A 25,694-nucleotide genomic window follows, 5' to 3' on the forward strand; every position below is an offset into this window, starting at 1 on the left:
CTTTTTGCATTTTGCGGCGTTAAACCTTTCTGGCACTTGCCAGTAACACACCTACCAGCATAAACAGTGAGCCGAAAATGCGGTTCAGCAACTGCATTTGTTTCGGGGCTTTCACCCAGCCGGCGATACGGGTAGCCAGCGTGGCATAACCGATCATCACAATAATATCGACAATGACGGTGGTCACGCCGAGTACCACGTATTGTGCAGCCTGAGGCTGGTGCGCAATGATAAACTGTGGAAATAGTGCAGCCAGAAACACTATGCTTTTTGGATTGGTCAGGTTCACCAGAATGGCGCGTTTGAACAAACGGCGTCGCGGCATACTGCTGGCGAGGGCATTCAGGTCAATCGCCCCGGCAGAGCGCCACTGGCAAATACCCAGCCAGATTAAGTACGCCGCACCCAGCCATTTGAGAATTTCAAAGGCCAGCAGCGATGATGAGATCAGTGCGCCCAGCCCGATACCGACCAGTACGATGTGGATGGATAACCCGAGTTGTAACCCCGCGATTGACGCCACCGCCCCGCGATAGCCGTGGCTGATGCCCGTACTCATCGTGTTAATGGCACCGGAGCCGGGGGATAAACTTAAAATAGAAGTGGTGAGCAGGTAGGTTAACCACCAGTCAAGTGTCATTGCGAGACTCCCTGAATACGTTTTATGTTGTTTTATGGCACAATACGCCATTGTTTATAATTGCGCTATAACTCACAAATAACACTTTTCCTCCTCCCTGCCTGACGACTTTGGATCATTGAATGCCTGTGAATTTTGGGAAGTGGTTAACACGAGAGAAGGAGTTTTCCGCCTTCGCGACCGGACCTTTGCTGGATTTCTGGCGTACGCGCGAAGAAGGCGAGTTTAGCGGCGTTGACGATGTCCAGATCCGCTATGTCCGGTTCTGTTCCCCCGCGCATGATAAAGTCATCGTGGTGTCACCGGGTCGTATAGAAAGCTACGTAAAATATCCTGAAGTAGCCTACGATTTATTCCATTGCGGCTACGATGTCATGATTGTCGATCACCGTGGTCAGGGGCGTTCCGGGCGTATGCTCGACGATCCGCATTGTGGCCACGTTAAGCATTTTGACGATTATGTTGAGGATTTCGAAAGCTTTTATCAGCTGGAGATTGCCCCACGTCAGTACGCGAAAAAGTTCGCGCTGGCACACTCCATGGGCGGTGCGATCCTGGCGCTGTTTCTGGCGAAAAATCCGGACAAGTTTGATGCAGCGGCGTTACTCGCGCCGATGACCGGCATTTATTTGCCGATGCCGGGCTGGATTTCCCGCCGGATCCTCAACTGGGCGGAGAATCGTCCGCTACGCCGTGACGGCTATGCGCTGGGCACCGGTCACTGGCGGCCATTACCGTTTGTGGTCAACCGCCTGACACACAGCCGTGAGCGTTATCGCCGTAACCTGCGTTTTTATGCCGATTACCCTGAGCTGCAGGTCGGTGGGCCAACCTATCATTGGGTACGTGAAGGGATTGAGGCGGGGATGCATATCCTGAAAGAAGCCGAAAAAATCACCACCCCTGTTCTGTTATTGCAGGCGAGCGAAGACCGTGTGGTGGATAACCGGTCCCATCTTGCTTTTTGTCAGGCCATGGCCGTTGCGGGACACCCTTGTGAAGGGGAAAAACCGCTGGTCATTGAAGGCGCGCGCCATGAGATCCTGTTTGAACGGGACGACCTGAGGGCACAGGCGCTGGACGCTATCATGCGCTTTTTTGCGCGACAGCATTAATCCGCGGTTCGCCGCGCACAACTCCATCAGAGGTTAGAACCTAACGCTATGTACCATGTTGTTGCTTCCGATTTAGATGGCACGCTGCTATCACCTGATCATACCCTGAGCCCGTTCGCCAAAGAGACGCTGAAATTGCTGACCCAGCGCGACGTGCATTTCGTGTTCGCCACCGGGCGTCACCATATCGATGTAGCGCAGATGCGCGACAATCTGGAAATCAGTGCGTACATGATCACCTCCAACGGTGCGCGCGTGCATAACACCGACGGTGACCTGATTTTCTCGCACAATCTGGATGAAGACATCGCCAGAGACCTGTTCGGCATCATGCATAACAATCCGGATATTCTGACCAACGTTTATCGCAACGATGACTGGTACATGAACCGTGACCGCGCCGATCAGGATGATTTTTTCCGCGAATCCGTTTTCAAATACAAACTGTATGAACCGGGTCTGCTGGAAACTGACGGTATCTGCAAAGTGTATTTCACCTGTGAAGATCATGAAAAACTGTTGCCACTGGAAGAAGCGATCAATGCGCGCTGGGGCGACCGTGTGAATGTCAGCTTCTCACTGCCGGTATGTCTGGAAGTGATGGCAGGCGGCGTATCGAAAGGGCATGCGCTGGAATATGTCTCCAAGCTGATGGGCTATTCCCTGAAGGATTGCATCGCCTTTGGTGATGGTCTCAATGACCTGGAAATGCTGAGCATGGCCGGTAAAGGTTGTCTGATGAGCGGTTCGTTGCCACGTCTGAAAGCCGCCATGCCGGATGCAGAAATCATCGGATCCAACGCCGACGACGCGGTACCGCATTACCTGCGTAAGATGTATTTGTCTGAAGAAAGCTAATCGGTTTTGAAGCAAAGTCGTAGAACCAAAGCAGGGCGGTTGTCCTGCTTTGGGATCTGTATCTGCCGCTTTATTGCCGATGTCGCTGAAGCCTAACGTGCCGGTGTTGAGGCTGTTTTTATCCGCCGAACTTGTGCTGGCAAGCACCGCGCCGCCGATATCCGCCATCACGCTGTTGCCGCTGACCTGCGCACCAGCAATCGTTGTGTCGTCGCCGCTGTTAATGCTGATGCGGTTGCCCGCGTCGATGGTGGTTTCGTTATGCTGCGTGCCGTTGCCCGACTCGCTGCCCCTGGAGGCGTTGCCGCTGGCGGAGATGTTGATACCGGCACCGCTCTCGCCCATGCCGATGCCAATCCCTATTGCGCCGCCGCTGCTGCTGTTTTCTCCTTCCAGCCATTGCGTGTTCTGCGAGGAAATCAGGTTGATGTCGTCTGCCGCGTTCAGCGCCACGTCCAGCCCGGCTTTAATCTGGCTGCCGATGGTCGTGATATCGCCGCCCGTCGCGGTTATTGACAGGTTATCACCCGCCGTCAGCGTGCTGCCCGTGGCGGTGTTCTGTCCGCTGTGGCTCTCGGATTTGGACGACTGCGTGCCAACCGAGGCGCTGATACCAAAGGCGGTGGAAGCATCGCCGATATGCGCCTGACTTAGCAGGGATTTGAGCTTAGCTGTGACGATACAAATTAAAACGATATATTAACCAGATTCCAACACCTGCAATTCCGCCCACGAAAAAGCCAACTCTTACACTCAGACGAATTATGGCTAAGAAGGGGACGTAAAATATTCCAGTTTGAAAAAATGAAACAATACAAACTAAAATATTCAATATAACAAATCCGATGATTATCGTTAAAATCATTAATATAATCACATAGATAAAGCGAAGCATCTCATTTATCATTTCATTGCCTCAATCTTCTTGATCAATTCTGCTGCTTTAGGGCCACCTTGAACACCAAATTCAGTTGTACCTGATGCAAATATATTACCCGTTATGCCTGGTACTGGAGACCATGGTAATGGTTTACTAATCCCCATGCCCATATCAACCCATCCGTAGTTTTTCCATACGGGATTAAATACTTTGTCTAAGGCTGGCGAAACAATTTTATTACCGATCCCATAGCCAAGCGCCGAACCCGCAGCCCCCCAACCAGCCCCTGCTAACGGATCATCCCCCTTCAGATAATTCGATGTCGCACCGCCTGCCGCATTCCAGCCTACAGTTCCCCATGCACCTGTGTTTGCAGTAAATGCCCCGACATAGGTGGCTATCAGTACATCGGTCGGATTCACTTCACCATTGATCAGATACTGGATACCGGCATTAGCACTGCCGCCAATAGCACCTGTCATCTGCATTCCTCCAGGCAGATAAATCAGCCCTGTGGTCGCCATTGCGCCTGCCACTGCATTTGCCTCATTCTGCGCCTTCTGGCAACTTGCCGAACCCGGTGCATCAGCACAACTTGCCATATCAATACCGTGCTGACGGATAAATGCTTCCTGGCCTGCCTCCGTACCACCGCCTAACAGGTTGTTGTTCACTGTGGTGTTCCCCGCTATCGCGCCTGTCATACCGTCTGCCGTGCTGTCTCCGGTTAAACCACCCGCCAGACCCGCTGCCAGCGTCGATAAGGCCAGCACTTTTTGTTTTTCCTGCTCCGTCAGTTCGCTGATGGGTTTGCCGTAAGTGTCCAGCGCTATCATACCCGCCAGTTCACCTGCGGCGGCTCCCGCCGCTCCTGCCGCTGCATCTCTGCCCTGCGCCGCTGCAATGGCGGCATTCACCGCGCCATCGAGCTGGGTATGCCCGCCGACCGTGATATCAAAGCCGCCGTCACCGGCAAAAATACCGGACTGTTCAGTGACCGAGTTGTAGTCGCTGTTCATGGCGGTGATCCGGCTTGCTGAGTGAGCGGGAAAATATCCCGGCGCAGGCAACCGGGATATGTGTTTGTGAAAGTCATTCATTAGGATCGGTTGGGGGTTTTTTATGGGTGTTGTATTCTTCGATTTTATTGAATATGAATGCAGCTAAAGTGACTGCAAAACCAGCTACAACAGCCATCTTCAATCCAATAATGACTTGATGCCAATCATAAGAAAATTCACCAATAACCCATAAAGATATAAGAGCAATGATAGTTCTATATCCAATGCCAAGTACCGAAAAAAACACCATGGAATATATAAACAACATTAAATAATTAACTTTATTTATTAAGGACATTATTTACCCTCAATCTTTTTTATTAACGTTTTAGTAGCATCATTCCCATACTCAAAAATATATGAACCACTAATATCATAAGCAAAACCAGGTAACTCATTTCCAAATTTACCGACTAAAACTGGCGCATACTTCCCAAATCCCCCACCGAACACAGAGCCTGCAATGGCTCCGCCCTGACCAGACAAACTCGGTCCATCCGTCATAAATGCGCCGCCCATATTAATCAGCGTATTTCCGCCGATTTTATAACCCGGAGCCAGATAACCTGCTCCTGCCGCAACCGCTGCACTGTAATAACTGAACTCACCATCAGGTGCCATATTTATATACTGGAATGCAGAATTAGCCCCTCCGCCAATCACCGCACCGGCAATGCCTTTTCCTATGGCTATTGTCGGACCAAGATAAAACGCACCGGCCATAAATACGCCATCCTGATAACCTTCGACTATCGCTTTGGTGATATTCGCCCCTTCCGGCAAATCCCCTTTCGCTATTTTATCCAGCCCGGCCTGTGTCTGCTCGGGCGAGAGATTATTATCTACCGCAAACTGATTCCATGAGCCTGCTGTATCAATATAATCCATCATCCCTGAGGGAAGATTAAAGTGATTGTATTCCGTTGCATTCTTCCCACCCTGCGCCCCAGCAATAATACCCGCCGTATCATCACCTGCAATTCCACCCGCCAGACCCGCAGCTAACGTACTCAGCGCCACGATTTTCTGCTTTTCGTTCTCCGTCAGATCTTCGCGTTTCACGCCCGGATAAAGCACCTGTGCGATTAGCTCACCGGTGGCCGCGCCTGCTGCACCCGCTGCGGCGTCACGCCCCTGAAGCTCTGCGATGACACCGCCGACAATCGCATGGGCGATGGCATTAGCGGCAACGTTATCTTCGCCGACCTGTTTCTTGATTTGCTCCGCCAGATACGGTGCCGCACCGCCTGCCAGTGCCGCAGTCATATCGCCGCCCGCCAGCCCCTGAAGCGCCATAGTGGCTGCGCTGATACCTTGCTGGATATCACTTCCGGTACCGTACTGTTTCTGGGTATCTTTGTACTCTTTTGTCTCCAGCAGGTCTTTGCCACTCAGTTCCGGATGCGCGGCTTTCGCTTTTTCCAGCCCTTTAATCTCGCCCGCCGTCCGTGCAATATCTGCCGCCTGACTGCCTGCGTCCCCCAGCGCCTGCGCGATTTCCAGCCGCTTCTGCTCTTTCTCTTTATCAAAGATAGGGCTGATGCTGCGGTTGGCATGTTCCACTTCACGGCTTAAATCAGCCACGCCCTGCTGCTGGTTTTCGGTATCGCGGATGTTGATGGTACCTGCTGAAATCGCCGCTTTGGTGGTGCCGGATGCCTCACCTTCACCGCCTGCACCCACCAGTACGCCGTTCGCCATATTGCCGATAAAGTTCTCGGCAACAGTCCCGCCGGTGCTGATGCCTGCGCCCTGATGTTCGGTGCTGTATTCCGCTTTATTACCGATGTCGCTGAAGCCTAACGTACCGGTGTCGAGGCTGTTTTTATCCGCCGAACCTGTGCTGGCAATCACCGCGCCATCGAGCTGCGTATGCCCGCCCACCGTGATATCAAAGCCGCCGTCACCGGCAAAAATACCGGACTGTTCAGTGACCGAGTTGTAGTCGCTGTCCATTTTGTCATTAGCGGCACTGATGCCGCCCGAACCGGTCATGGTGCCGAAGGAGAAGCTGGCACCACCGCTGATGCTCTTCTGGCTGCTGTCGTAATAATCGCTGTCCTGCAGGCTGCTGATGGTCAGGTCGCCGCCGATATCCGCTACCACGCTGTTGCCGCTCACCTGTGCACCGGCCATCGTGGTGTCGTCGCCGCTGTTAATGCTGATGCGGTTGCCTGCGTCGATGGTGGTTTCGTTATGCTGCGTGCCGTTGCCCGACTCGCTGCCCCTGGAGGCGTTGCCGCTGGCGGAGATGTTAATTCCGGCACCGTCCTTGCCCATGCCGATGCCCATTCCTATTGCGCCGCCGCTGCTGCTGTTTTCTCCTTCCAGCCACTGTGTGTTCTGCGAGGAAATCAGATTGATGTCGTCTGCCGCGTTCAGCGCCACGTCCAGCCCGGCTTTAATCTGGCTGCCGATGGCCGTGATATCGCCGCCCGTCGCGGTTATTGACAGGTTATCACCCGCCGTCAGCGTGCTGCCCGTGGCCGTGTTCTGTCCGCTGTGGCTCTCCGATTTGGACGACTGCGTGCCCAGCGAGGCGCTGATACCAAACGCCGTGGAAGCATCGCCGGTGGTAGCCTGCGCCACCTCCATCGCCTGACCGGTCGATACGCCGCTCATCACGCCTTGTGCGATTTTCAGCGCCGCGAGCCGGTCGTCACTTTCATCACTCACCGACTGCGCCGTCGTGACTGCGCTGTTTACCGCACTGCCTGCCGCACCCGAAAGGGCAATCGCCAGCCCGCTCTGTTTCTGCTCGAACGATTCATCGTGGGTGCGCGCATCGCGGCCCGGTTCAATCAGCACGCTGTCGCCTTTAATGCGTAAATCCTTCCCGGCGATAATATCTGCGCCACCGATATGGGCCTGGGCACCGGCGTTAATGCTGACGTTGCCGCCCGTCGAGCCGACGGTGCTGAAACTCTGGCTCTGCGTGGTACCTTCATCGTTCGTTTCATAGCGTGATTTACTGGTACCAATGGTGACGTCAATGCCGCCGCCGCTGAACATGCCGCTCTTTTTCTTCTCTTTGAGACGGTATGTCGAGTCGGTGTTGGTCGCCGCCACGATGTCGATATTGTTGCCCGCATTCAGGCTGACATTGCCGTCGCCGACCACCGCTGAGCCTTTCACCAGCAAATCATTTCCGGCGACGAGGGTTACGTTATCGCCGCTGAGCAGGGTGCCTGCTTCACGGGTTGCGCTGTCTTCCTCCACCGTGTGCGTGGTGGTTTTTTTCATGAACCCTTTTTTAGTTTTGGTTTCTTCTTTGAAGTGGTAATCACTTTCAGTGGCGGTTTCGAGGTTAATGTCACGGCCTGCGCCAATACCGATATCGCCGCTGGCAATTACCTGTGCCGCTTTGCTGTTGACGTCACGTCCGGCAACGATTGTGGTGTTGCCGCCGCTGACGATTTCAGTGCTGTCCTGGCGTACCGATTCGTTGATTTCGACCTTTTTCTTCGCTTTGTAGCTGCTGCCGTCGGTGGTTTCTATCGCCATCAGATTCACATCGCGACCGGCCTGCATCGCCACGTCACCTTCTGCGGCGAGTCCTGCGGCCCGGCTGTTGATATCCTGCCCGGCAACCAGCGTCAGATCGCCGCCTGCGGTTATCGTCGTGCGGGCGTTGTCAGTGCTGTGGGTTTCACTTTTGCCACGACTGGCACTCTGACTGGTTTCTATGGCATTCAGGTTCAGATCATTGCCTGCCAGCATCAGCAGATCGTCGCCTGCTGCCACAAGTGCGCCGGTAATATTGATATCTTGTCCGGCTCTCAGGATCATGTCGTCCTGAGCCATGATCCCCGCCATCGGGCCGCTTTGTGTCTCGCTGAAGCTGACAGACTCGCCGCGCCTGCCCGTTCCGCCTGCCTGCCATTGTTCGGTTTGCGTGATGTTATTAATGCTGCCGCCTGTGCTCTCAAGCTGGACGGTTTTGCCAGATATCGCGGATCCAATGTTGTTGATATCGCCCAGCGCGCCCAGTTGTAGTGCACTGCCTGCCTGCATCAGGCCAGCATTCAGGTTGCTGATGCTGCTCTGACTACCGATAAACAGGTTTTTGTTTGCGGCGAGGGTGCTGCCGCTATTGGTGACACTGCCGCCTGAAAGTCCGACATTATTGCCAGCAATCACGCTGCCGTTATTCACCGTCACGTCTTTTGGTGACAGATACACTTTTGGCACCATTACCGTCTGGCCGTTGATGCTGGCGGATTCCCACCACAAGATACTGCTGTCGAGCGCGGCGATTTGCGTAGCCGTCAGCGCTACACCAAAGGCCAGTCCAAGCGACTGCTGCGCACCTGCCGCGTTATCCATCAGGTATTGCATCTGCTCGAGATCAGAACCGAGGCCGCTGATATAGCGGCTGCCGGTCTGGTTGATCATAAAGTTGCTGACGTAGCGCGTATCGAATGCCGCATCACCGAGGAAGCGATAATCGTATTCCGGATGCAGGTTAAGTTTGTCGAGGAAGTACGCCGAACCGAGGAATTTATTCTGGTCGGTGTACTGGCTGTTAGTTTCACGCGGAGCCGTACCGGGTTGGATCCCCATTAATGCGTACAGGTCGCCAAACAGGCTTTGATCGAGTTGCCCCAGCCCGTCGAGTTTCGGGTTCGTGGTGATCAGATACGGGCTGTTCGCATCGGTTGAAGGGACAAAATAGCCGTTATTATCCGACGGCAGAGGATACAAGCTGTTGCCCCCGGCGATGTGAGCAACCGCATCGGTGAGACTCTCGTACCATTGCGGCGAGGTGATGTCCGCGCTATCTGCGTTGGCGAGATCTTGCTGCTGAACGCCATCAGGCTGGCTGAGTGTATTTAGCGTCGGGGCAGTGATGATGTTGCTGGTGCCCCCGGCATTCGCCGTGGTGGTGGTGTTGCTGATGTCCTGGGTAAAATTGGCAATGACGTTGCCGCCAGCCTGGATGACGGAGCGGAATATATCACCGTCAGTACTCTCTGTTCGGATATCCCCTGTAGTGACAAAATAGATTGAATTCATGCCCCCAGTGCCGTTCTGAGAGGTTATGCTGGACTCCGTTGCGTACTCACTTCCACCATAAGCATATGACAAATAATGAGTTTCAATGCTTTCTATCCATGACTGGTTATTAAGCGTATTACCACTAAGAATGGCATTGTTAGTCGCTAAAATATGACTGGCATTATTCTCCAGTACATCCGCATGGAGCAGAAGATCGCGGCCAGAAGAGATATGCGCAACGGGTGAACCATTGCTCTCGACAATGACCTGTGAACGGGAAACGGCAAACTGTAATTCAGCGCTGTTGCTATAAGGGGCAGGACGAGACCAATATGCCCCGGCACAACCATTACCACAGCCAGTATCTGCGCGGTAGTAGCCATAATCGTAATTGATACTATCCAGATAGCTTAGCGGGACATCTGCATCAATCGACGTAAGCCATGAGTATTGTCCGGCTAAATCTGTTTCTTCGGTGACATGAGCAACTAATCCTTCCCGCTCATTCACTAAATGCCCGGTATTTATCGTAATATCCCCATTCACTGTCTCGATATTCCCCGAAGTATTCACCACTTCGGCGTTCGCATTGCCCGCCATATCGCGCTGCATCCACAGGCTGTTACCGGCCAGAATATCGCCGTGGTTATTGCGGATGGTATTGGCCAGCAGATACATATTGTTGCCCGCATACAGCAGGGCGGTATTGAGAATACTGCTGGCGGCATTGAGGGTCAGTGAGCCCGCGGTGCCGATAAAACCGGCCACCGTAATATTCTCACGGCTGTTCAGTACCACGTCGCCACCGGCCTGTAATGTGCCTGTGGTGTTCATCGAAATACTGCCTGCGGAGAGGATGCTTGCACCGCTGCCGGTGGTGATTTGTCCGTTATTAGTGAGCGTCGTTCCGGTAGTCAGATTCACCGCCTGGCCTTGCATCACGCCCTGATTGTTTATCGTGCCATTGCTGGTGATATCCAGCACGGTGCCTGCCGCCAGCACGTTTTTACCCGTAAAAGCACCGGTTAATTTCAGGGTTAAATTACCCAGCGCAACCACCTGACCCAACTGTTCGAAAACGCCGCTGGTCAGCAGTAAGTTACCGCCGCTGTAAAGTTTACCTGCGGCCCTGTGTTCAATCCGGTCGGCATGAACCGCCAGATTCGAGGTGCTAAACACCGTCCCTGAGTTATCGATTGCAGCGGCATTCAGCAATACAGATGTGGCCTGTAGCCAGTTATTGTTGGTCAGGCTCGCCGTGTTAAACGTGAGTTCACCGCCGGAGAGGATTTTACCGTCGTTACGTGCGGACGCTGAGGCATCAATACGTGTCGTGCCGCCGCCCTGAATCAGGCCGTAGTTCACGAGATTTGGCGTGGTGAGATTCAGGGTGTTCTGGCTCAGGACAATACCGGCAGCGCGGTTGGTCAGATTACCGGTGAATGCGAGGTCATTGTTCCCCTGAATACGCCCGCTGTTGTCGACAGAATCGCTGATCAGTGCAATATCCGTACCCTGAATTTGCCCGGCATTATTGACCGTCGCCGCGTTCAGTCTCAGGGCTCCGCCTGTTAACAGCGTTTTGTCCTGTTGCTGAATAAATGCTCCGGTCAGCGCCACTACCAGTCCGTTGACGCCGATGATGTCGCCATTGTTATTTAGCGACGCGCCGTTTATCACCAGATTATTGCCCTGCAATGCGCCACGGTTATCAAGCGACTCTCCCGTCAGGGTGAGATCTGCGTCACTCAGCAGCGAGCCCTGATTAGCGATGTTTTGCGCGGCAAGGCTGGCGTTGCCCTGGCTTAAGATGTCACCGTCGTTACTCAGTGTGCTGGCAAGCGAAACATCCAGTTTATCCGTCCCAAGCAGGGAACCTGTGTTCGTCCAGTCACGGGCGGTGATAACAACATTTTGCCCCTGCAGGGTGCCTGCGGTATTGAGTAAACCTGCATCCAGGGTCAGTGAGCCTGCCGTCAGCGTGCGGCTGGTGCTGCCTGTGCGCAGTTCATCTGCCGTCATGTGCAGCGCAGAAGTTCCTTGCCACAGGCCATCATTACTGAATGTAGCGGACGTCAGTGACAGGCTGTTCCCCATTACCTGTCCGGCATTGAGAACGGTATTCCCGCTGATATCCAGATGCCCCTGACTTAAAAACAAACCCTCACTCAGGTTATTAAAGTGCCCGCTGTTTACCGTGAGATTCGCCGCAGTGGTTACGCCGCCATGAATCAGATTCTGTGCCGTAAGCGTGAGTGCACCCTGTGCCACCTGAGTGCCATAAAGCGTGGCATCCGTGGCTGTCAGCGTGAGCGTACCATCAGACTGGAGCTGCGCGTCACGCTGGCTGGTCAGTTTATTGGCCTGCACCCTAAGATCGCCGTGGGCGATAACATCCCCGCCCAGACTTGCTTCACCGGTTTTCAGTGAAACATTGCCCAGGCTGGTCGAAAGCGAACCTTTTGCGGCGGTCAGTGAGCGGCTCTCTATCGCCAGTGATTTTTTGCCTGATAAGGTCCCGTTTTGCCGGATATCTTCCGCAGACACAACCAGCGCTTCATCAGAAAGAATTTCTCCACCCGCTGCGTTGCTCAGTGTTTTTACGGCACTTATCGAGGTAGTGCCTTTGGCAGCAATTTTACCGCTGTTGGACAGGGAAGCGCTGCTTATGGCGGCGTTATTACCGGCTATCAGCTGGCCCTGATTTGTTATCGTCCCCGCCACCTGTGCTGAAATATCACGCGCCGTATTGACGCTGCTGCGGCCATCCTGTGTTAAATCTTGTACGTTGAGATTGAGGTCGTTTCCGGCAGTCAAACGGCTGTTGCTTAACGTCAGTTTGCCATCGCTGTTCAGGACGATATTGTTGTCGCTGGCAAAGGTGCCGTTGTTAAGTGCAATGTCCTGCCCGCTGACATTCATACTGCCACTGGCTTTATGTTCACCGCTCAGCGTAACGCTTTCCCCTCTGGCATTCAGGCTGCCGCTGGCAAGGCTGTTTTGCACGGTGAGTTTGCCGCTGGCATCCAGCGTGATATCCCCCTGACGGGCGTTCAGGTTGCCAAGGTTAACTCCCACGCCTTTATCGCTGGAAATCAGGCGGATACGACTGGCGTACATGCCGCCGAGCGCGCCGGTATCCACCGCCACCACGGGTGCTGCGCCTTCACCGGCCATCGCCGTTACGCGGCCATTTTTATCCACGCGGTTAGCGCCGGCGATAACATTCAGCGCGTTAGCATGAATTTGTGCATTCACTTCGGTGGCCCGCGAGATGATTGACAACGCATCCGACTGGCTGGCATTCAACCCCTGGCCTTCAACGGTGATGGAACCTTTTTTGACATCAAGGGATTGTAAGTTGCCACTCGCATCGAACACCGGTTTACCCGTGGTGAGCGTGGCGTTCGGTGTATTGATAAACCCGCAGCCGTTACAGGTGATGCCATACGGGTTAGCAACCATCACGTTGGCCGCTTTTCCTGCGACTTCTGTGTAACCGTTCAGTTGTGAACGGTTCGCGCCCGTCACTTCGTTAATAATGCCGCGCGCTTCCTGGCCTGCTTTCAGGTTGGGGTTGTTCTGAATCAGCCCGCCTAACTGCGTCTGGTTTAGCTGGCCGGTGGCATTATTGAGGATCAGCCCCTCTTTACCGACGTTGTAATTTTGAAACTGGTTATGGGAAATCCCCGCTCCGTTAGGTGTGGCGATATTCACTACCGGCACACCGTTTCCGGCCTTATCGATACCTGTAGCACTATTTGCAGGCGCCGGTGCGGCAAACACCGGGAAAACAGGTTGTCCTGCCAGCAAGCCACAGATCAAATAACTCAGTATGCGTTGAGCAAAACACATTGGTTGTTGATGATTATCCATAATCGTTTTCCCTTAAATCACAAACGCGATGCGGTAATAAATGCTGAGGTGGTCAGGCGCTAACCAGTCCGGATATCGCAACGGTGTACCCACGGTAAACTGGCTGGAGTAGTGACGATTTGTGGTAGAAAGCCCGACAGCGGCTCCCCACAACGTGCCGGACGCCCACGGGTCTTTGTTATCTTTTTGCAGCCAGCCACCGTCGAGTGCGACCACGCTGCTGACCTGGCCGATAAGCGGCAATGTGAACAGTCTGTAGTTCAGCTCGTTACGCCAGTAGCCGCCGTTATCGCCGGAAAGATATTGCTCTTTAAAGCCGCGTACCGAGCTTTCGCCACCGATGGTCAGCCGCTCGCTGCCATATAGCCTGTCCGGCGACCACTGACCGTAGACGCTGGTCAGCCACCATAAATCTTCAGCCACCGGCAACTGAAAGCTGCCGTTCAGGCTCCATTTTTTAAATCCGGCTTTCGGCAAATTATCATTTTTGCCGTTATCGTCTTCCGCACCCAGCCAGGACACGCCATGGCTGAAAGTGGGGTTGAAAGTTGCGACGCCACCGAAGATTTTTTGCGTGTGGTTGAGGCCAAACAGCAGGCTGGTCAGCTTGCGACTGCTGCTGTCGAGCAACACATCATTGAGATAGTTATTGCTGATCTGATGTGTCAGTCCGATGGAGGCACCGGTTTTGATATCGCCATCGCGGAATAACACCCGCGAGGTGGTAAAACGGTGGCTGATGCTGTCGCCGGTCGATGCCCAGCCAAAGCCATTGTTGTCAATGGTGCTGAGGTAGTTGCTCCAGCTATAGCTGTAATCAAACAGGTTATAACCGTAGGGAATGCTTAGCCCGGCCTGAACATTTTGTGCGTCATGCGTAGATGAAAAATCGCTGCTGCGCCCGCCGCTGACGAACCATTTATCCGCAATACCCAGCACATTATTGGCCGTCAGTGAGCCGCCAGATTGCCCGGTACCGGTACTTTTCTGCCCGCTGTTATCAAAGTTAAGTGAGAAACTGAGGGGGAATTCCGGCGAGGCGGTGAGATTGACAATGGAATAGCCTGATTTCTTGCCCGGAAGGATCTCTATTTGCACCGGATCGTTGCGCAACCGGTTGATTTGCTCCATACCCTGTTCGATGTCACGCAGGTTAAGAATGCCGCCTTTCAGTCCCGGGAAAGCCATTCTTAATTGTGGCGCTGACATGCCTTCGAGGGTAATTTTCTCAAGACGTCCTTCCAGTACCGAAATATGTAATTCACCCTGAGATAAATCCTGTTCGGTGATAAAAGCCCGGCTGGTTATATATCCCTGGTGAATATACCAGTCAGAGATTTGACGGGTTATCTCCGCAATTCCGTTCATCCCGATACATTGGTTAAGATGAGGTTTATTAATCTCGCGTTGTTTTTTATCAGAAAGAAGTGTTGCGTTATTTATATATATTTTATGAATGTAAAAGCAGGGACCATTATTTTCTTCTATGTGTGATTCGATGGGTGAAACGGGAGAAAAACTGCGTTGTAGATCATCACGTTGTTGCTGGCTTTGCCTTAATAATTCCTGTTGCTCCTGACGGATCAGGTCACGGTCTGCCGGATTCAGGGGGGCCGCAACGCCGGATGTAATGATGCCAGCCATTAAAATGGGCAGAATATATTTAAGGAATGAATATTTACACAAGACAAATTTATCCCATGGATAATTAATGGAGTAATGTTTTGATACAGATTTTAATATGATGTTTCGTGGCGACAAATAAATCAAATTTTTTAATGGTATTGAGGGCGGGTGAATTTATTTCGGAGTCGTGCTGATAAGTGATTTAGTGAAATTCACCCGTAAATTATCTTATTCCGTTATAGGAAAGGATTATTAATTCCAATCCATTGCGCTTCACAGTCACTGGTTCCGCAATATAACCGGGGCACGGATGACTCAGTAATGCAAAGGCCGCCGGGGAAAATAACGTCTTCAAGATCAGCACGTTTGGCGGCTCCGGGTTTGAACTGGTTGCGTTCAGCGATGATTTTCAGCGCTGTCCGGTGATACGTCTGGTAGTTGAAAATGAACGAGCAGGCGTAATAGTTCCGGTGCCCCTGCGCATCGAAACGGGCGACATGTCCCAGCACACCGATCTGGTGGCCATCCAGAACATAAGCTGCGTTCACGCCGCACCATTCTTCGGCGGCGACCTGTCCCTGCAACAATGTCGCCTGAGCTATCTTGCCCAGGGTCAGGTCCTCCAGTGAATCCAGCAGAATATAGCCGATGGTACCCCGTCCGCCGGTTTCACCCTGCGGACGGGTAAACAGTAATACTTTTCCGTCCGGTAAACCCACCGGACGGATGTCTTTCATGCCCTCAGGCCCGATAAAAAATGGGCGCAGGGAATACAAATCGGTCCCCCGGTACAGCACGGTTTTCCAGCGCAGTCTCCCGCTGGTGTCATCCGCCGGTTCAACACTCACCCCGCCAAAAATAAACTCCCCGCCGATCCGGGCAAAAAACGGATCCTGTAGAGCGAAGACCGGCGCGTCGGGCAGTAATTCGCACTGGCGGATGCCATCAAATGCAAAAAATTTTACCTGTGATAACTCGGAGTTTCTGGGCTCGACACGAGCCGCAATGACCGAAGTATCACCGCACTGAAACGGAGCGGTCAGGTTATAAACATCGTCGTCTCCTGCGCCGGAGAACTGGATTTTTTCTCCGGCGGGTACCGGCAATTTCAGAGTACGAAATTGCCGGAGTAATGTTTCAACCCTGCTCACAGCGGTAATCCGAGATGCGCCCATAAGGCATCGAGCGGCATTGTCGCCAGCCCGATACATTCATCGGCTGCGCCGTAGTAAATTTTCAGCAAATCCTGTTCCAGCAATGCGCCGCAGGTGAACACCACGTTGCCAAAGAATCCTTCTTTCTCATATATCGCTTCAGGCTGTAGCAGCGGCACTGGAGACCTGGAGAGGATGTTGGACGGATTATTCAGATCGAGCAGCATCGCGCCGAGGCAATAACGCTGGTCTTTATCCACGCCGTGATAAATCTGCAACCAGCCGCGCGTCGTTTTCATCAGCGGTGCGCCACCACCCAGCTTCAGCGCATCCCAGTCGCCGGAAGCACTGCCGAGTAAATGGCGATGATTGCCCCAGTGCAGCATGTCCGGTGATTCACACATCCAGATCTCCGGCTTACCAAAATGTTTGGGTGAAGGACGGGTCAGCGCCTGATATTTGCCGTTAATTTTTTCCGGGAAGAAGCAGACATCGCGGTTATCGGGGCAGAAAATCACGCCTTGTTTTTCTACCGTGACAAAATCGGTGGTCGTCGCCAGCGCGGTGGAAATGCCATACGGCGAAATGGCCGAATAGTTGATGTAGTAAACGCCATCGATCAGCGTAATTCGCGGATCTTCACAGCCAAATTGTTCGTATTGCGTATCAGCGGTCAAAAAGGGCTGTGCATCAACACTAAAATCTTCGCCATTCTGACTACGCGCTAACCTCAGATGCGACATGGAGGTCAGCCAGATCACTGAAGGGTCAGCTTTCAGCGCAATCATTCTCGGGTCGCTGAAATCATAGGCCGGGTCGTCACGTCGAAAACGTTTCCTGCCCGCCCGCCAGACGTTTTGCTGGTTCACCAGAAGCGGCACTTCCAGACAATTAGCATCCGTTGAGATCACGCTTTCCGCGACACGAAGCAACAGCAGGGTTTCACCCTGATACGAACATACACCTGCGTTAAAAACACAATCGACCTTCCAGCCGGGCTGGGAAGGTGCAACGTCAGCAGGTGCTAACAGCGGATTTTTTTCACTTCTGAGCATTTTCATGGTTTACCTTTTTGATAAGAATTTGGTTTTTTTCCAGCAGCGGTTCATCCGTGCCAAACAAGACTGAATTGCCGTCGGCATAGCCCACGTTGACGACAGGCGGACCGAAATTGATCATCACTTCCAGACATTCCACACCCAGCTGGCGGCGGAAAATCAGGCATTGCTTAAACAGCGTGAGGTACTGATAGTGGCCACGCTGAAGGGAAGGGTGTGTATTTCTTATGTGGATCAGCTGCTTATAACGGGTCAAAATTGATTGTGAGCACTTACTCTCATTTTCGACATAAATCTGGCTTTCACGGGCATCGGCTGGCGTCCACGGGACAGGTAAACGAGAGGCATCGCGGCAGAAAGGTAATGCATAAGTAAGCGCTTGCTCCTCATGCATGCCCTGTGAAATAGCGGTGTGATAGTGCGTGATTCCCTGAATATCCCGCATCTGTTGCAAATTCTGCGGGACAAAATCGGTCATGCCGATTTCTTCTCCCTGGAAGATAAAAGGCAAACCCCGGGCGGTCATTTGCAGGGCAAAAACGGCTACAGCGCGGGGAATATCGCGGGGTGATTCACCGAAACGGCTGATCATGCGTGACATATCATGGCTGGAGAAAAACAGTGTCGGTAAACCGGAGAGTGTGTTTTCCATTGCCTGTATTTCGGCGAAGATCGCTGCAATATCGAAGCGTTTCTGGCTGCCAAGGTTGAAATTGAACACCACGTCCAGCAACTCTGTGCCCTGATAAGGTGCCATTGCCGGTAATTCATCACTGCCCACTTCGCCAATCAGCAGGAATTCACCTTGCGCACGGATATGGCGACACAGGCGATTCACCACGCTGAGCACACCGGGCTGATTGATATCTTTATCATGAGGGGGCTCTGCGCCTGCCTCAACGGGTGGATGATCTTCCCCGATACCGTCAGTGGTCAGAAAATTAATCACGTCAAACCGGAAGCCGTCGACGCCGCGCGCTATCCAGAAATCGAAGATTTTTTTGATCTCATGCTCAACGGCGGGATTGGACCAGTTCAGGCATACCTGTTGAGGCGAGAATTTATGGTAGTAACTGGCCGTCCCGCCGGGTTCCTGCGTCCAGGCTGAACCGCCAAAGAAAGAGGTCCAGTTGTTGGTTTGCTCACGAAAGAAAAAGAAGTCACGGAACGGACTGTCCGGCTGACGGAGCGCCGCCTGAAACCACGGATGCTGGTCCGAAACGTGGTTAATCACCACGTCGATGACCAGCAAGATATCGCGCTGATGACAGGCCGCAATCAGTTCATCGAAAAGGTCTACTGTGCCAAAGCGCGGATCGACGGCGCAGTGATCACTGATGTCGTAACCATTATCCACCAGCGGAGAGGGATAAAAGGGGGTGATCCAGATGCCGCCAATGCCCAGCTCAGCCAGATAATCCAGTTTAGAAACCAGCCCCAGGAAATCGCCTAATCCGTCAGCGTTACCGTCGCAGAACGAGGGTAAATACACCTGATAAAATACCCGGTCCTGCCATGTTTTCAGGTTGTCCATCATTCAGGCCTGTTATTTAAGTGAAAGCGACATCCCTTCCAGGAAATGCTTCCTGAAGAGGATAAACAAAACGACGATTGGTAAGGTTTGCACTACCGAACCCGCCAGTACCGGGCCGACATAAATGCCATAGGATTTACTGAACGTTGCCAGCAGCACTGAAAGCGGCATTTTGTTGGCATCCTGCATCACAATCAGCGGCCAGAGGAAATTGTCCCAGGCGCTGGTAAAAGTAAAAATCGCGACGATAGCCAGAATCGATTTGTTGAGGGGCAGCATGACATGGAGCAATATTTTGATAAGACCGGCATGATCTAACCTTGCGGCATGAATATAGTCATTTGGCGTGCCTTTAAAACTCTGCGAGATCATAAAAATCCCCCAGCCATTCATCACAAACGGTAAAATAAGGGCGCCATAGGAATTAATCATGCCGAGTTCACGCATCAGCACGAAATGCGGAATAATAAACATGAAAGCCGGAAAAACCATTTGCAGGATAAGCAGGTTTTTGAAAATATCCCGGCCTTTAAATTCCATTTTTGCCAGCGCATAACCAATTAAACAGGAACTCAGCGTGACGCATACCGTTATGGTTAATGTAATGAATATGGAGTTAAACAATGTGCGCAGAAAGGGTTTTTCCGCTTTACCGGTACCATCAAACAGGAAAATATAATTATCGAATGACAGCGGGCCGGAAAAAAGAGATGTCGTATAAATATCGGCTGTATTTTTAAACGAACCGATTAACATCCACAAATACGGATATAACCAGGTGATGGCCAGCGCAAACATCAGCAGGTGGATCGTCACGGAGCTGATTGTTTGTTTCAGTAAAAATTTTTGTACAGGAGCGGCGGCTCCCGTCTCCACAGATTGTGTCTTCATCATACGATCTCGATTTTCTTTTCCAGACACCAGCGCAATATCCAGATCAATGTGAAACTGAACAGCGCGACAATAATTGACATGGTAGCGGCCCAGCTTGGCTGCATCTGCCGGAAGGCGGCTTCATACATCACCACCATTGGCGTGGTGGTGCTTTTCAGCGGACCGCCGCCGGTGATGAGATAGGGTTCGGTGAAAATACTGAACGCTACTGTGATCGCGAGAACCAGCACCATGACTATCTGGGCATTCATCAGGGGCAATGTGATATGCCATATTTTTCCGAGGCCCGTGGTTTTATCGAGATCGGCGGCATCGTAAATATCTTTGGGAATAGTAATCAGCCCGGAATAAAAAATCAGGCCGTAATAGCCGACAAATTTCCAGGTGATAATAAGGGCAATCGATAACATGGCGAAATCCGGATGGGTGAACCACGGGACGTTAATGCCAAACATGTCCATCAGGAACGTATTTATCGGTCCTGTTTCACTGAACAGTTTGGAAAATACAATGGAATACGCCACGCCGGATGAAACATTGGCGAGCAGGAAGCTCAGGGCAACAAACGCTTTGCCATATTTTATTTTTCTTAATCCGAACGCGAATAATAATGAAGACACCAGGACAATGGGCAGATAGTAAGCCAGAAATTTAAATACGTTATACATCGCCGTCCAGAATAAAGGATTCTGCATGACGGCGATAATATTCTTCACGCCGTTAAAAGACGGTGTGCCAATAAATTTCCAGTCAGTAAAGCTCAGCACCGCCAGCCAGAGAAAAGGATAAAGCCAGAATACCAGCGAATATCCGAGGTAAGTGGAGGCCAGAAGGCCTCCGAGTGATGACTCTTTCATTTTTATCATCACTTACTGCTCCAGCGTTTTGTCGATCTCTTGTGAGGACGCCTGAATCACCTCGGGTATCGGGCTATTTTTAAACACCAGTTTTTCAATCATTTGCGTCATCGTCCGCTGGACTTCAACGGTTTTAGTGACTGGTGCTGGCGGAACCGCTTTCGATACGTAGGAGGCGATCGCATTAACCAATGCGTGCTGTTGCAGATACTCTTCAAAAATCGGATTACTTTGCAGATCTTCCCGGGCAGGCGGCATGCCGGTGAGTTCCAGCCAGCGTCGGTCATGTTTAGGATCGCTGTATACCCATTGAATAAACTTCCAGGCGTCGGCCTGCACTTTTGACGTACTGAACATCACGATCCCTTTGCTGTCGGCCATCGTGGCAACGCCGGGTTCGCCGGTTTGTGTCGGCATCGGGCCGATACGGATGGTTTTTAACACTTCGGGAAATTGTTTCTGATAGCGGTCGATATCCCATGGACCACGTACCGCGCCCAGCACGGTTCCCGCTGCCAGCGGATCGTCTGCGGCGGTGAAGTCGTAGCTGGTCCATTTGTTCGCAAACATTTTGTTGAGGAAGGTGAGGGTCTGTTGTCCGGCTTCGTTATCAAAGCTGGATTTGTGATCCTGAATATACGGGCTGCCCTGAGAGGCGGCGTAATACAGCGGAATAAAGTCAAACCAGCGATCCCACCAGTTTTTGCCGCTGGTGATTTGCAGACTGTAACCTTTCTGGTTTTGCGTTATCCGTTCTGACAGCGTGTAAATCTCATCATAGGTGGTCGGCACATGATCAAAACCTTGCTCAGCCAGCAGATCGCTGCGCCACCAGTACACGACCGGGCTGATATAAATCGGGATAACATTTTGCTGCCCTTCGAACTGCCATGATGCCATGGCTTTCCCCATATGTCGGGTTTCAACCAGTTCCTGAAAACCGGGCATTTTGGCGTAGTCATTGAGTTGTTTAAGTTCAGATAACTGTTTCGCGAAGCCGATAAAAATATTGGTGGATATATCGGGCTCAGTACCTGATGCCAGCGCGTTCATAATGGCTTCTTCAGAGCTCCCCGCAGCCGGTATTGGCGTGAATTCCACCTTCCTGTTGGCCGGATTACTGTTCCATTCTTTTACCACCTCGCCCCAATACACTTCCTGAGTAACATTAGGCGCTATCCACATTTTAATGCTGGTTTGATCTTTCTCCTCAGGCCCGCAGCCCGAAAGAAATAACGTGATACCTGCAAGTGCAGCCAGTTTCATTATTTTCATGCTGTATCCTATTTCCATTAGGTTGTTATTAATAATTCATAATTATATTTAATGGTTATTTATATTATATTTTTATGAGTGGGCTTCTATTTTAAACGCTAGCATGGACATACAATCAGTAAACGTTATTACGGTCACAGAAATGATTTTGTTTAACGTTAAACTTTATTTTATATATTCATTGCAATAGCCTATTTTCTGTGAGTATATATTGGCGAATTAAGGGTTTCTCAGACGGGGGATTTCATTTATTCAAAGTATTCAGGAGTGTGTAAACTGAGTAAGATAACCTTAAAGTCAATTGCCCGTGAATTAGGGGTGACGCATACGACGGTGTCGAATGCATTTAATAATCCGGGAAAGTTATCTGAATCCTTAAGAAAGCGAATAATTGATTATGCGCATTCCGTTAATTTCTACGGCCCTGATAATATCGGGCGCGCATTACGTACCGGCAGGTCGGATGCGATTGGCATTATCTTCAATGACACGCTGAGTTATGTTTTTACTGACAGCCATGACGTGCAGCTCATGCAGGGCATCGCGGGTGAATGTGACCGGAAAGGTGTCAGCATCATCCTGATCCCGTTGCATAACGGACAGGGCGCGCGGGCCAGTGTGATTAACACTGCGGTAGATGGCTATATCCTTAATGCGACACACAATAATGACCAGATTATCGCTAAGGCATTGTCAAAAAATCTGCCTGTGGTGACCACGGATTTTAAAATTCCCCCGCACAGCAGTGTCTCCATTGATAACTACCGGGCGATGAGGGAAATTTGCCTGCACCTGCTGGAAAAAGGACACCGTGAATTCGGCATTATTTCATTTCCTTCACTGCAGGGGCGTAAGGGTGTCGTGCCATTGAGTCAGGATATTTCAGGCGATAATGACGTTATGATCACCCGGGTGAAATCTTGTGTGGAGACTTTCCGCGAATGGAATATCGAACTCGATAATTGCTTTCTTTGTGAAACAAGCCATCACGAGATGTTTGGCGAAATAGCAGCGCAGGAATTACTTAAAATAAATCCGGGAATAACCGCGTTTATTTGCCTGTCTGACCGCTTTGCGCAAGGTGCGATTAATTATTGCCGGCAGGCCGGGTTACGTGTTCCGCAAAATATCGCGATTACCGGATTTGATAATATTCCCCGGCCAGAGAATGAAATCGGGCTCACTACCATTGCCCAGGATCCGGTCAGAAAAGGTGAGATAGCCGCGGCCTTGCTGCTGGAGGGGGAAAATAATATTCACTTCGACCTTGAGTTTACGTTAATTATACGTGGTTCTACCTGATTCCCGGTGGGGCCATAAAGACGCAAGTACTTATGTCTATTTTCAGGATGAAATATGGCCTTATTAACGTGTTTTAAAGCTTACGATATACGCGGTGTTTTGGGCAGCGAATTAAACGAGGATATTGCTTACCGTATCGGTTGTGCATTTGCGCATTTTTATCGCCCAAAACGGGTGGTGCTGGGCAGTGATATTCGCCTGACATCACCGGCTCTCAAGCAGGCCGTTGCGCGCGGACTGATGGATCAGGGCTGCGGCGTGATTGATATTGGTATGACCGGCAGCGAAGAGGTGTATTTTGCCACCCGTTCCCTGCAGGCTGATGGCGGAATTCAGATCACCGCCAGCCATAATCCGGACAATTATAACGGTATGAAGCTGGTAGGACGGGATGCAAGACCTGTCAGCAGCGAAAACGGTTTACACGATATTCAGGCGCTGGCCGAAAATCATCTGTTTTCGGCGGTGGCGCAGCCCGGTTCGTATCAGCAGCTTTCAAACCGCCGCGCTTATCTGGATCATCTGCTTAGCTATTTAACGTTACCGTTCGGACGGCCTCTGCGGGTGGTGGTTAACGCAGGAAACGGTGCGGCTGGCCCGACGCTGGATGCGCTGGAACACGCCTTTCTGGCACGCGGTATTCCCCTTACGCTAATAAAAATTCACCATGAGCCGGACGGCACTTTCCCCCACGGTATTCCCAACCCGATGTTGCCGGAAAACCGACTGGCGACATGCGATGCGGTGCGTGAACATCAGGCGGATTTGGGCATTGCCTGGGACGGTGATTTTGACCGTTGCTTCATCTTTGATGAACAGGGTGAATACGTTGAGGCGTATTACATTGTGGGATTGCTGGCTGAACTGTTTTTGCAACGCTCGTCCGGCGAAAAAATCCTTCATGATCCGCGTCTGGTCTGGAATACCCGCGACATTGTCAGCGCCAGACACGGTATCGCCATCGAAACCAAAACCGGCCATGCCTTCATCAAAGAAAGAATGCGCAGTGAAAACGCTATTTACGGCGGTGAAATGAGCGCCCATCACTATTTCCGCGATTTTGGTTACTGCGACAGCGGGATGATCCCGGCCTTGCTGGTACTACAACATCTCAGCCAGTGCAGCCGGAAAATGTCCGGACTGATTGCTGCCCGTAAAGCCCTTTTCCCGGTATCCGGTGAAATCAATATCTCCGTCAGTCAGCCCGCTGAGGTCATCAGCCGTGTCCGCGACCATTACCAACATCTGGCGCTAAGTATCCGCCAGACTGACGGGCTGAGTATGGAATTCGATAACTGGCGGTTTAATTTACGCGCTTCCAATACTGAGCCGCTCCTGCGCCTCAACGTCGAAACCCGACAATCCACCGCGCTGTTAACTGAAATCACCGGAAAACTGCTCGCCCTTGCCGGGGCGTAACCGCTCATCTTTTTGTTTTAAAGGACAACGTTATGTCAGGCTTAACACTCAAAAATATCAAAAAATACTATGACAAAACTGTCGTGATCCCCGATTTGTCTCTGGAGATCCACTCCGGTGAGTTTTTGGTACTGGTCGGTCCGTCAGGGTGCGGGAAATCAACGTTACTGCGCATGATTGCCGGGCTGGATGCGCTGAGCGACGGGACTATTCACATTGAAAAAACTGATGTGACGGATTTACCCGCCGGGAAGCGCGGTCTGTCGATGGTATTTCAGTCCTACGCGCTTTATCCGCACATGACCGTCAGACAGAATCTGGCATTTGGTCTGAAAAATATCCGCACGCCGCCGGAAGAAATTGCCCGACGCATAAGCGAAGCGGCCCTGATCCTGCGGCTGGACGACATGCTCGACCGGTTACCGCAAAATCTTTCCGGCGGACAGCGTCAGCGCGTCGCTATCGGGCGTTCCATTGTTCAGCAGCCGAAAGTTTTTTTGTTTGATGAACCGCTGTCGAACCTTGATGCCGCGCTGCGTGTGCAGATGCGTCAGGAAATCAGTCAGCTCCATGCCCGTCTGAAAAACACCATGATTTACGTGACCCACGATCAGGTCGAGGCCATGACACTGGCGGACCGGATCGTGGTGCTTAACAAAGGTCACATTGAGCAAATTGGCACGCCGGTTGAGCTGTATAATTGCCCGGCCAGCCTGTTCGTCGCCGGTTTTATCGGTACGCCGAAAATCAATGTGATCCCGGCACAAGTCGTCGGCCGCCAGCTGAGTATTGACGGCCAGCCGATGTACCCGCTGGAGGATAAATTCCCGGCGGCGCAGGATGGACAAATGGTGTCGCTGGCCATCCGCCCTGAGCTGTTGCGCCTGAATGAAGTGACGGATCATGCATTTGAAGTTTTGGTTGATTTCACTGAATTGCAGGGTGATTCCACGCTGGTATATGCGCGCGTTGGTGAGCACATCCTGAAAATGAAATCGTCGAAACAGCTCTCCTTTGCTAAAAACACACCGCTCAGGTTCGGGTTTAATGCTGCCAGTGTTTTACTGTTTGATGAAGCAGGCAGGCGCATCCTTCCCGACGCCGCGTAAAAACAAAAAAGGCACCTTCCAGTGCCTTTACGACGAAG

The 25,694-nt window shown here is 51.8% G+C and carries 16 protein-coding genes and 1 pseudogene; 5 read left to right on the forward strand and 12 right to left on the reverse strand.

The window, feature by feature from the left end; genetic code table 11:
- Positions 1-19 precede the first annotated feature (19 nt).
- Positions 20-640: a homoserine/homoserine lactone efflux protein gene (rhtB, locus tag GW591_RS22890; protein ID WP_166861402.1), complete on the reverse strand. Its 621-nt coding sequence runs from the start codon at positions 638-640 to the stop codon at positions 20-22.
- Between the two features lie 122 nt (positions 641-762).
- On the opposite strand from rhtB, the gene pldB reads away from it, so the two are divergent.
- Both pldB and yigL read left to right on the forward strand, forming a co-directional pair.
- Positions 763-1,755: a lysophospholipase L2 gene (pldB, locus tag GW591_RS22895; RefSeq protein WP_119262181.1), complete on the forward strand. Its 993-nt coding sequence runs from the start codon at positions 763-765 to the stop codon at positions 1,753-1,755.
- Between the two features lie 48 nt (positions 1,756-1,803).
- Positions 1,804-2,613, forward strand: a complete 810-nt coding sequence (yigL, locus tag GW591_RS22900) for a sugar/pyridoxal phosphate phosphatase YigL (RefSeq protein ID WP_013577502.1) — start codon at positions 1,804-1,806, stop codon at positions 2,611-2,613.
- 66 nt (positions 2,614-2,679) lie between these two features.
- Here yigL and GW591_RS22905 read toward each other — a convergent pair.
- From GW591_RS22905 to GW591_RS22960, 11 genes and pseudogenes are all read right to left on the reverse strand, one after another.
- A pseudogene (locus tag GW591_RS22905) lies at positions 2,680-3,246 on the reverse strand (hemagglutinin repeat-containing protein); the annotation flags it as partial.
- 270 nt (positions 3,247-3,516) lie between these two features.
- Positions 3,517-4,512, reverse strand: coding sequence for a VENN motif pre-toxin domain-containing protein (locus tag GW591_RS22910; protein WP_225444983.1), 996 nt, complete (start codon positions 4,510-4,512; stop codon positions 3,517-3,519).
- Positions 4,513-4,585: 73 nt separating this feature from the next.
- Positions 4,586-4,852 (reverse strand): hypothetical protein, encoded by a 267-nt coding sequence (locus tag GW591_RS22920; protein WP_112152633.1) that lies wholly within the window; start codon positions 4,850-4,852, stop codon positions 4,586-4,588.
- Entirely contained in the window at positions 4,852-13,428 is an 8,577-nt protein-coding gene (locus tag GW591_RS22925; RefSeq protein ID WP_166861404.1) for a hemagglutinin repeat-containing protein, read from the reverse strand. The genes GW591_RS22920 and GW591_RS22925 overlap by 1 nt, the downstream gene beginning before the upstream one ends.
- Before the next feature lie 12 nt (positions 13,429-13,440).
- Complete coding sequence (locus GW591_RS22930; RefSeq protein ID WP_166861407.1) at positions 13,441-15,072, reverse strand: ShlB/FhaC/HecB family hemolysin secretion/activation protein; 1,632 nt, start codon at positions 15,070-15,072, stop codon at positions 13,441-13,443.
- Positions 15,073-15,290: 218 nt separating this feature from the next.
- Positions 15,291-16,205 carry a DUF1861 family protein gene (locus GW591_RS22935; protein WP_166861409.1) on the reverse strand — a complete coding sequence of 305 codons (915 nt, stop codon included), beginning with the start codon at positions 16,203-16,205 and terminating at the stop codon, positions 15,291-15,293.
- Complete coding sequence (locus tag GW591_RS22940; RefSeq protein WP_166861432.1) at positions 16,202-17,263, reverse strand: glycoside hydrolase family 130 protein; 1,062 nt, start codon at positions 17,261-17,263, stop codon at positions 16,202-16,204. The genes GW591_RS22935 and GW591_RS22940 overlap by 4 nt, the downstream gene beginning before the upstream one ends.
- Positions 17,250-18,800, reverse strand: a complete 1,551-nt coding sequence (locus GW591_RS22945) for an alpha-amylase family glycosyl hydrolase (protein ID WP_166861411.1) — start codon at positions 18,798-18,800, stop codon at positions 17,250-17,252. Before GW591_RS22945 ends, GW591_RS22940 begins: the two co-directional genes overlap by 14 nt.
- Positions 18,801-18,812: 12 nt before the next feature.
- The gene (locus GW591_RS22950) at positions 18,813-19,637 is read right to left on the reverse strand and encodes a carbohydrate ABC transporter permease (RefSeq protein WP_191996306.1); all 825 of its coding nucleotides are present in this window, start codon (positions 19,635-19,637) and stop codon (positions 18,813-18,815) included.
- Between the two features lie 53 nt (positions 19,638-19,690).
- On the reverse strand, positions 19,691-20,560 hold the full coding sequence (locus GW591_RS22955; RefSeq protein ID WP_166861434.1) for a carbohydrate ABC transporter permease: 870 nt from the start codon (positions 20,558-20,560) through the stop codon (positions 19,691-19,693).
- A gap of 3 nt (positions 20,561-20,563) precedes the next feature.
- Complete coding sequence (locus GW591_RS22960; RefSeq protein WP_013577488.1) at positions 20,564-21,826, reverse strand: ABC transporter substrate-binding protein; 1,263 nt, start codon at positions 21,824-21,826, stop codon at positions 20,564-20,566.
- Between the two features lie 267 nt (positions 21,827-22,093).
- Between GW591_RS22960 and GW591_RS22965 the strand changes: the two genes are divergently transcribed.
- Genes GW591_RS22965 through GW591_RS22975 form a run of 3 tightly spaced genes read left to right on the forward strand, consistent with a single transcriptional unit; the run spans position 22,094 to position 25,656 of the window.
- A complete protein-coding gene (locus GW591_RS22965) occupies positions 22,094-23,128 on the forward strand; it encodes a LacI family DNA-binding transcriptional regulator (protein WP_166861415.1) in 1,035 nt (344 codons plus the stop codon).
- 54 nt (positions 23,129-23,182) lie between these two features.
- Positions 23,183-24,547 carry a phosphohexomutase domain-containing protein gene (locus GW591_RS22970; protein ID WP_166861417.1) on the forward strand — a complete coding sequence of 455 codons (1,365 nt, stop codon included), beginning with the start codon at positions 23,183-23,185 and terminating at the stop codon, positions 24,545-24,547.
- Between the two features lie 32 nt (positions 24,548-24,579).
- On the forward strand, positions 24,580-25,656 hold the full coding sequence (locus tag GW591_RS22975; protein ID WP_112197611.1) for an ABC transporter ATP-binding protein: 1,077 nt from the start codon (positions 24,580-24,582) through the stop codon (positions 25,654-25,656).
- The last annotated feature ends 38 nt before the right edge of the window (positions 25,657-25,694 follow it).

It is taken from the genome of Rahnella aceris (genome assembly GCF_011684115.1).
GTDB lineage: Bacteria > Pseudomonadota > Gammaproteobacteria > Enterobacterales > Enterobacteriaceae > Rahnella > Rahnella aceris.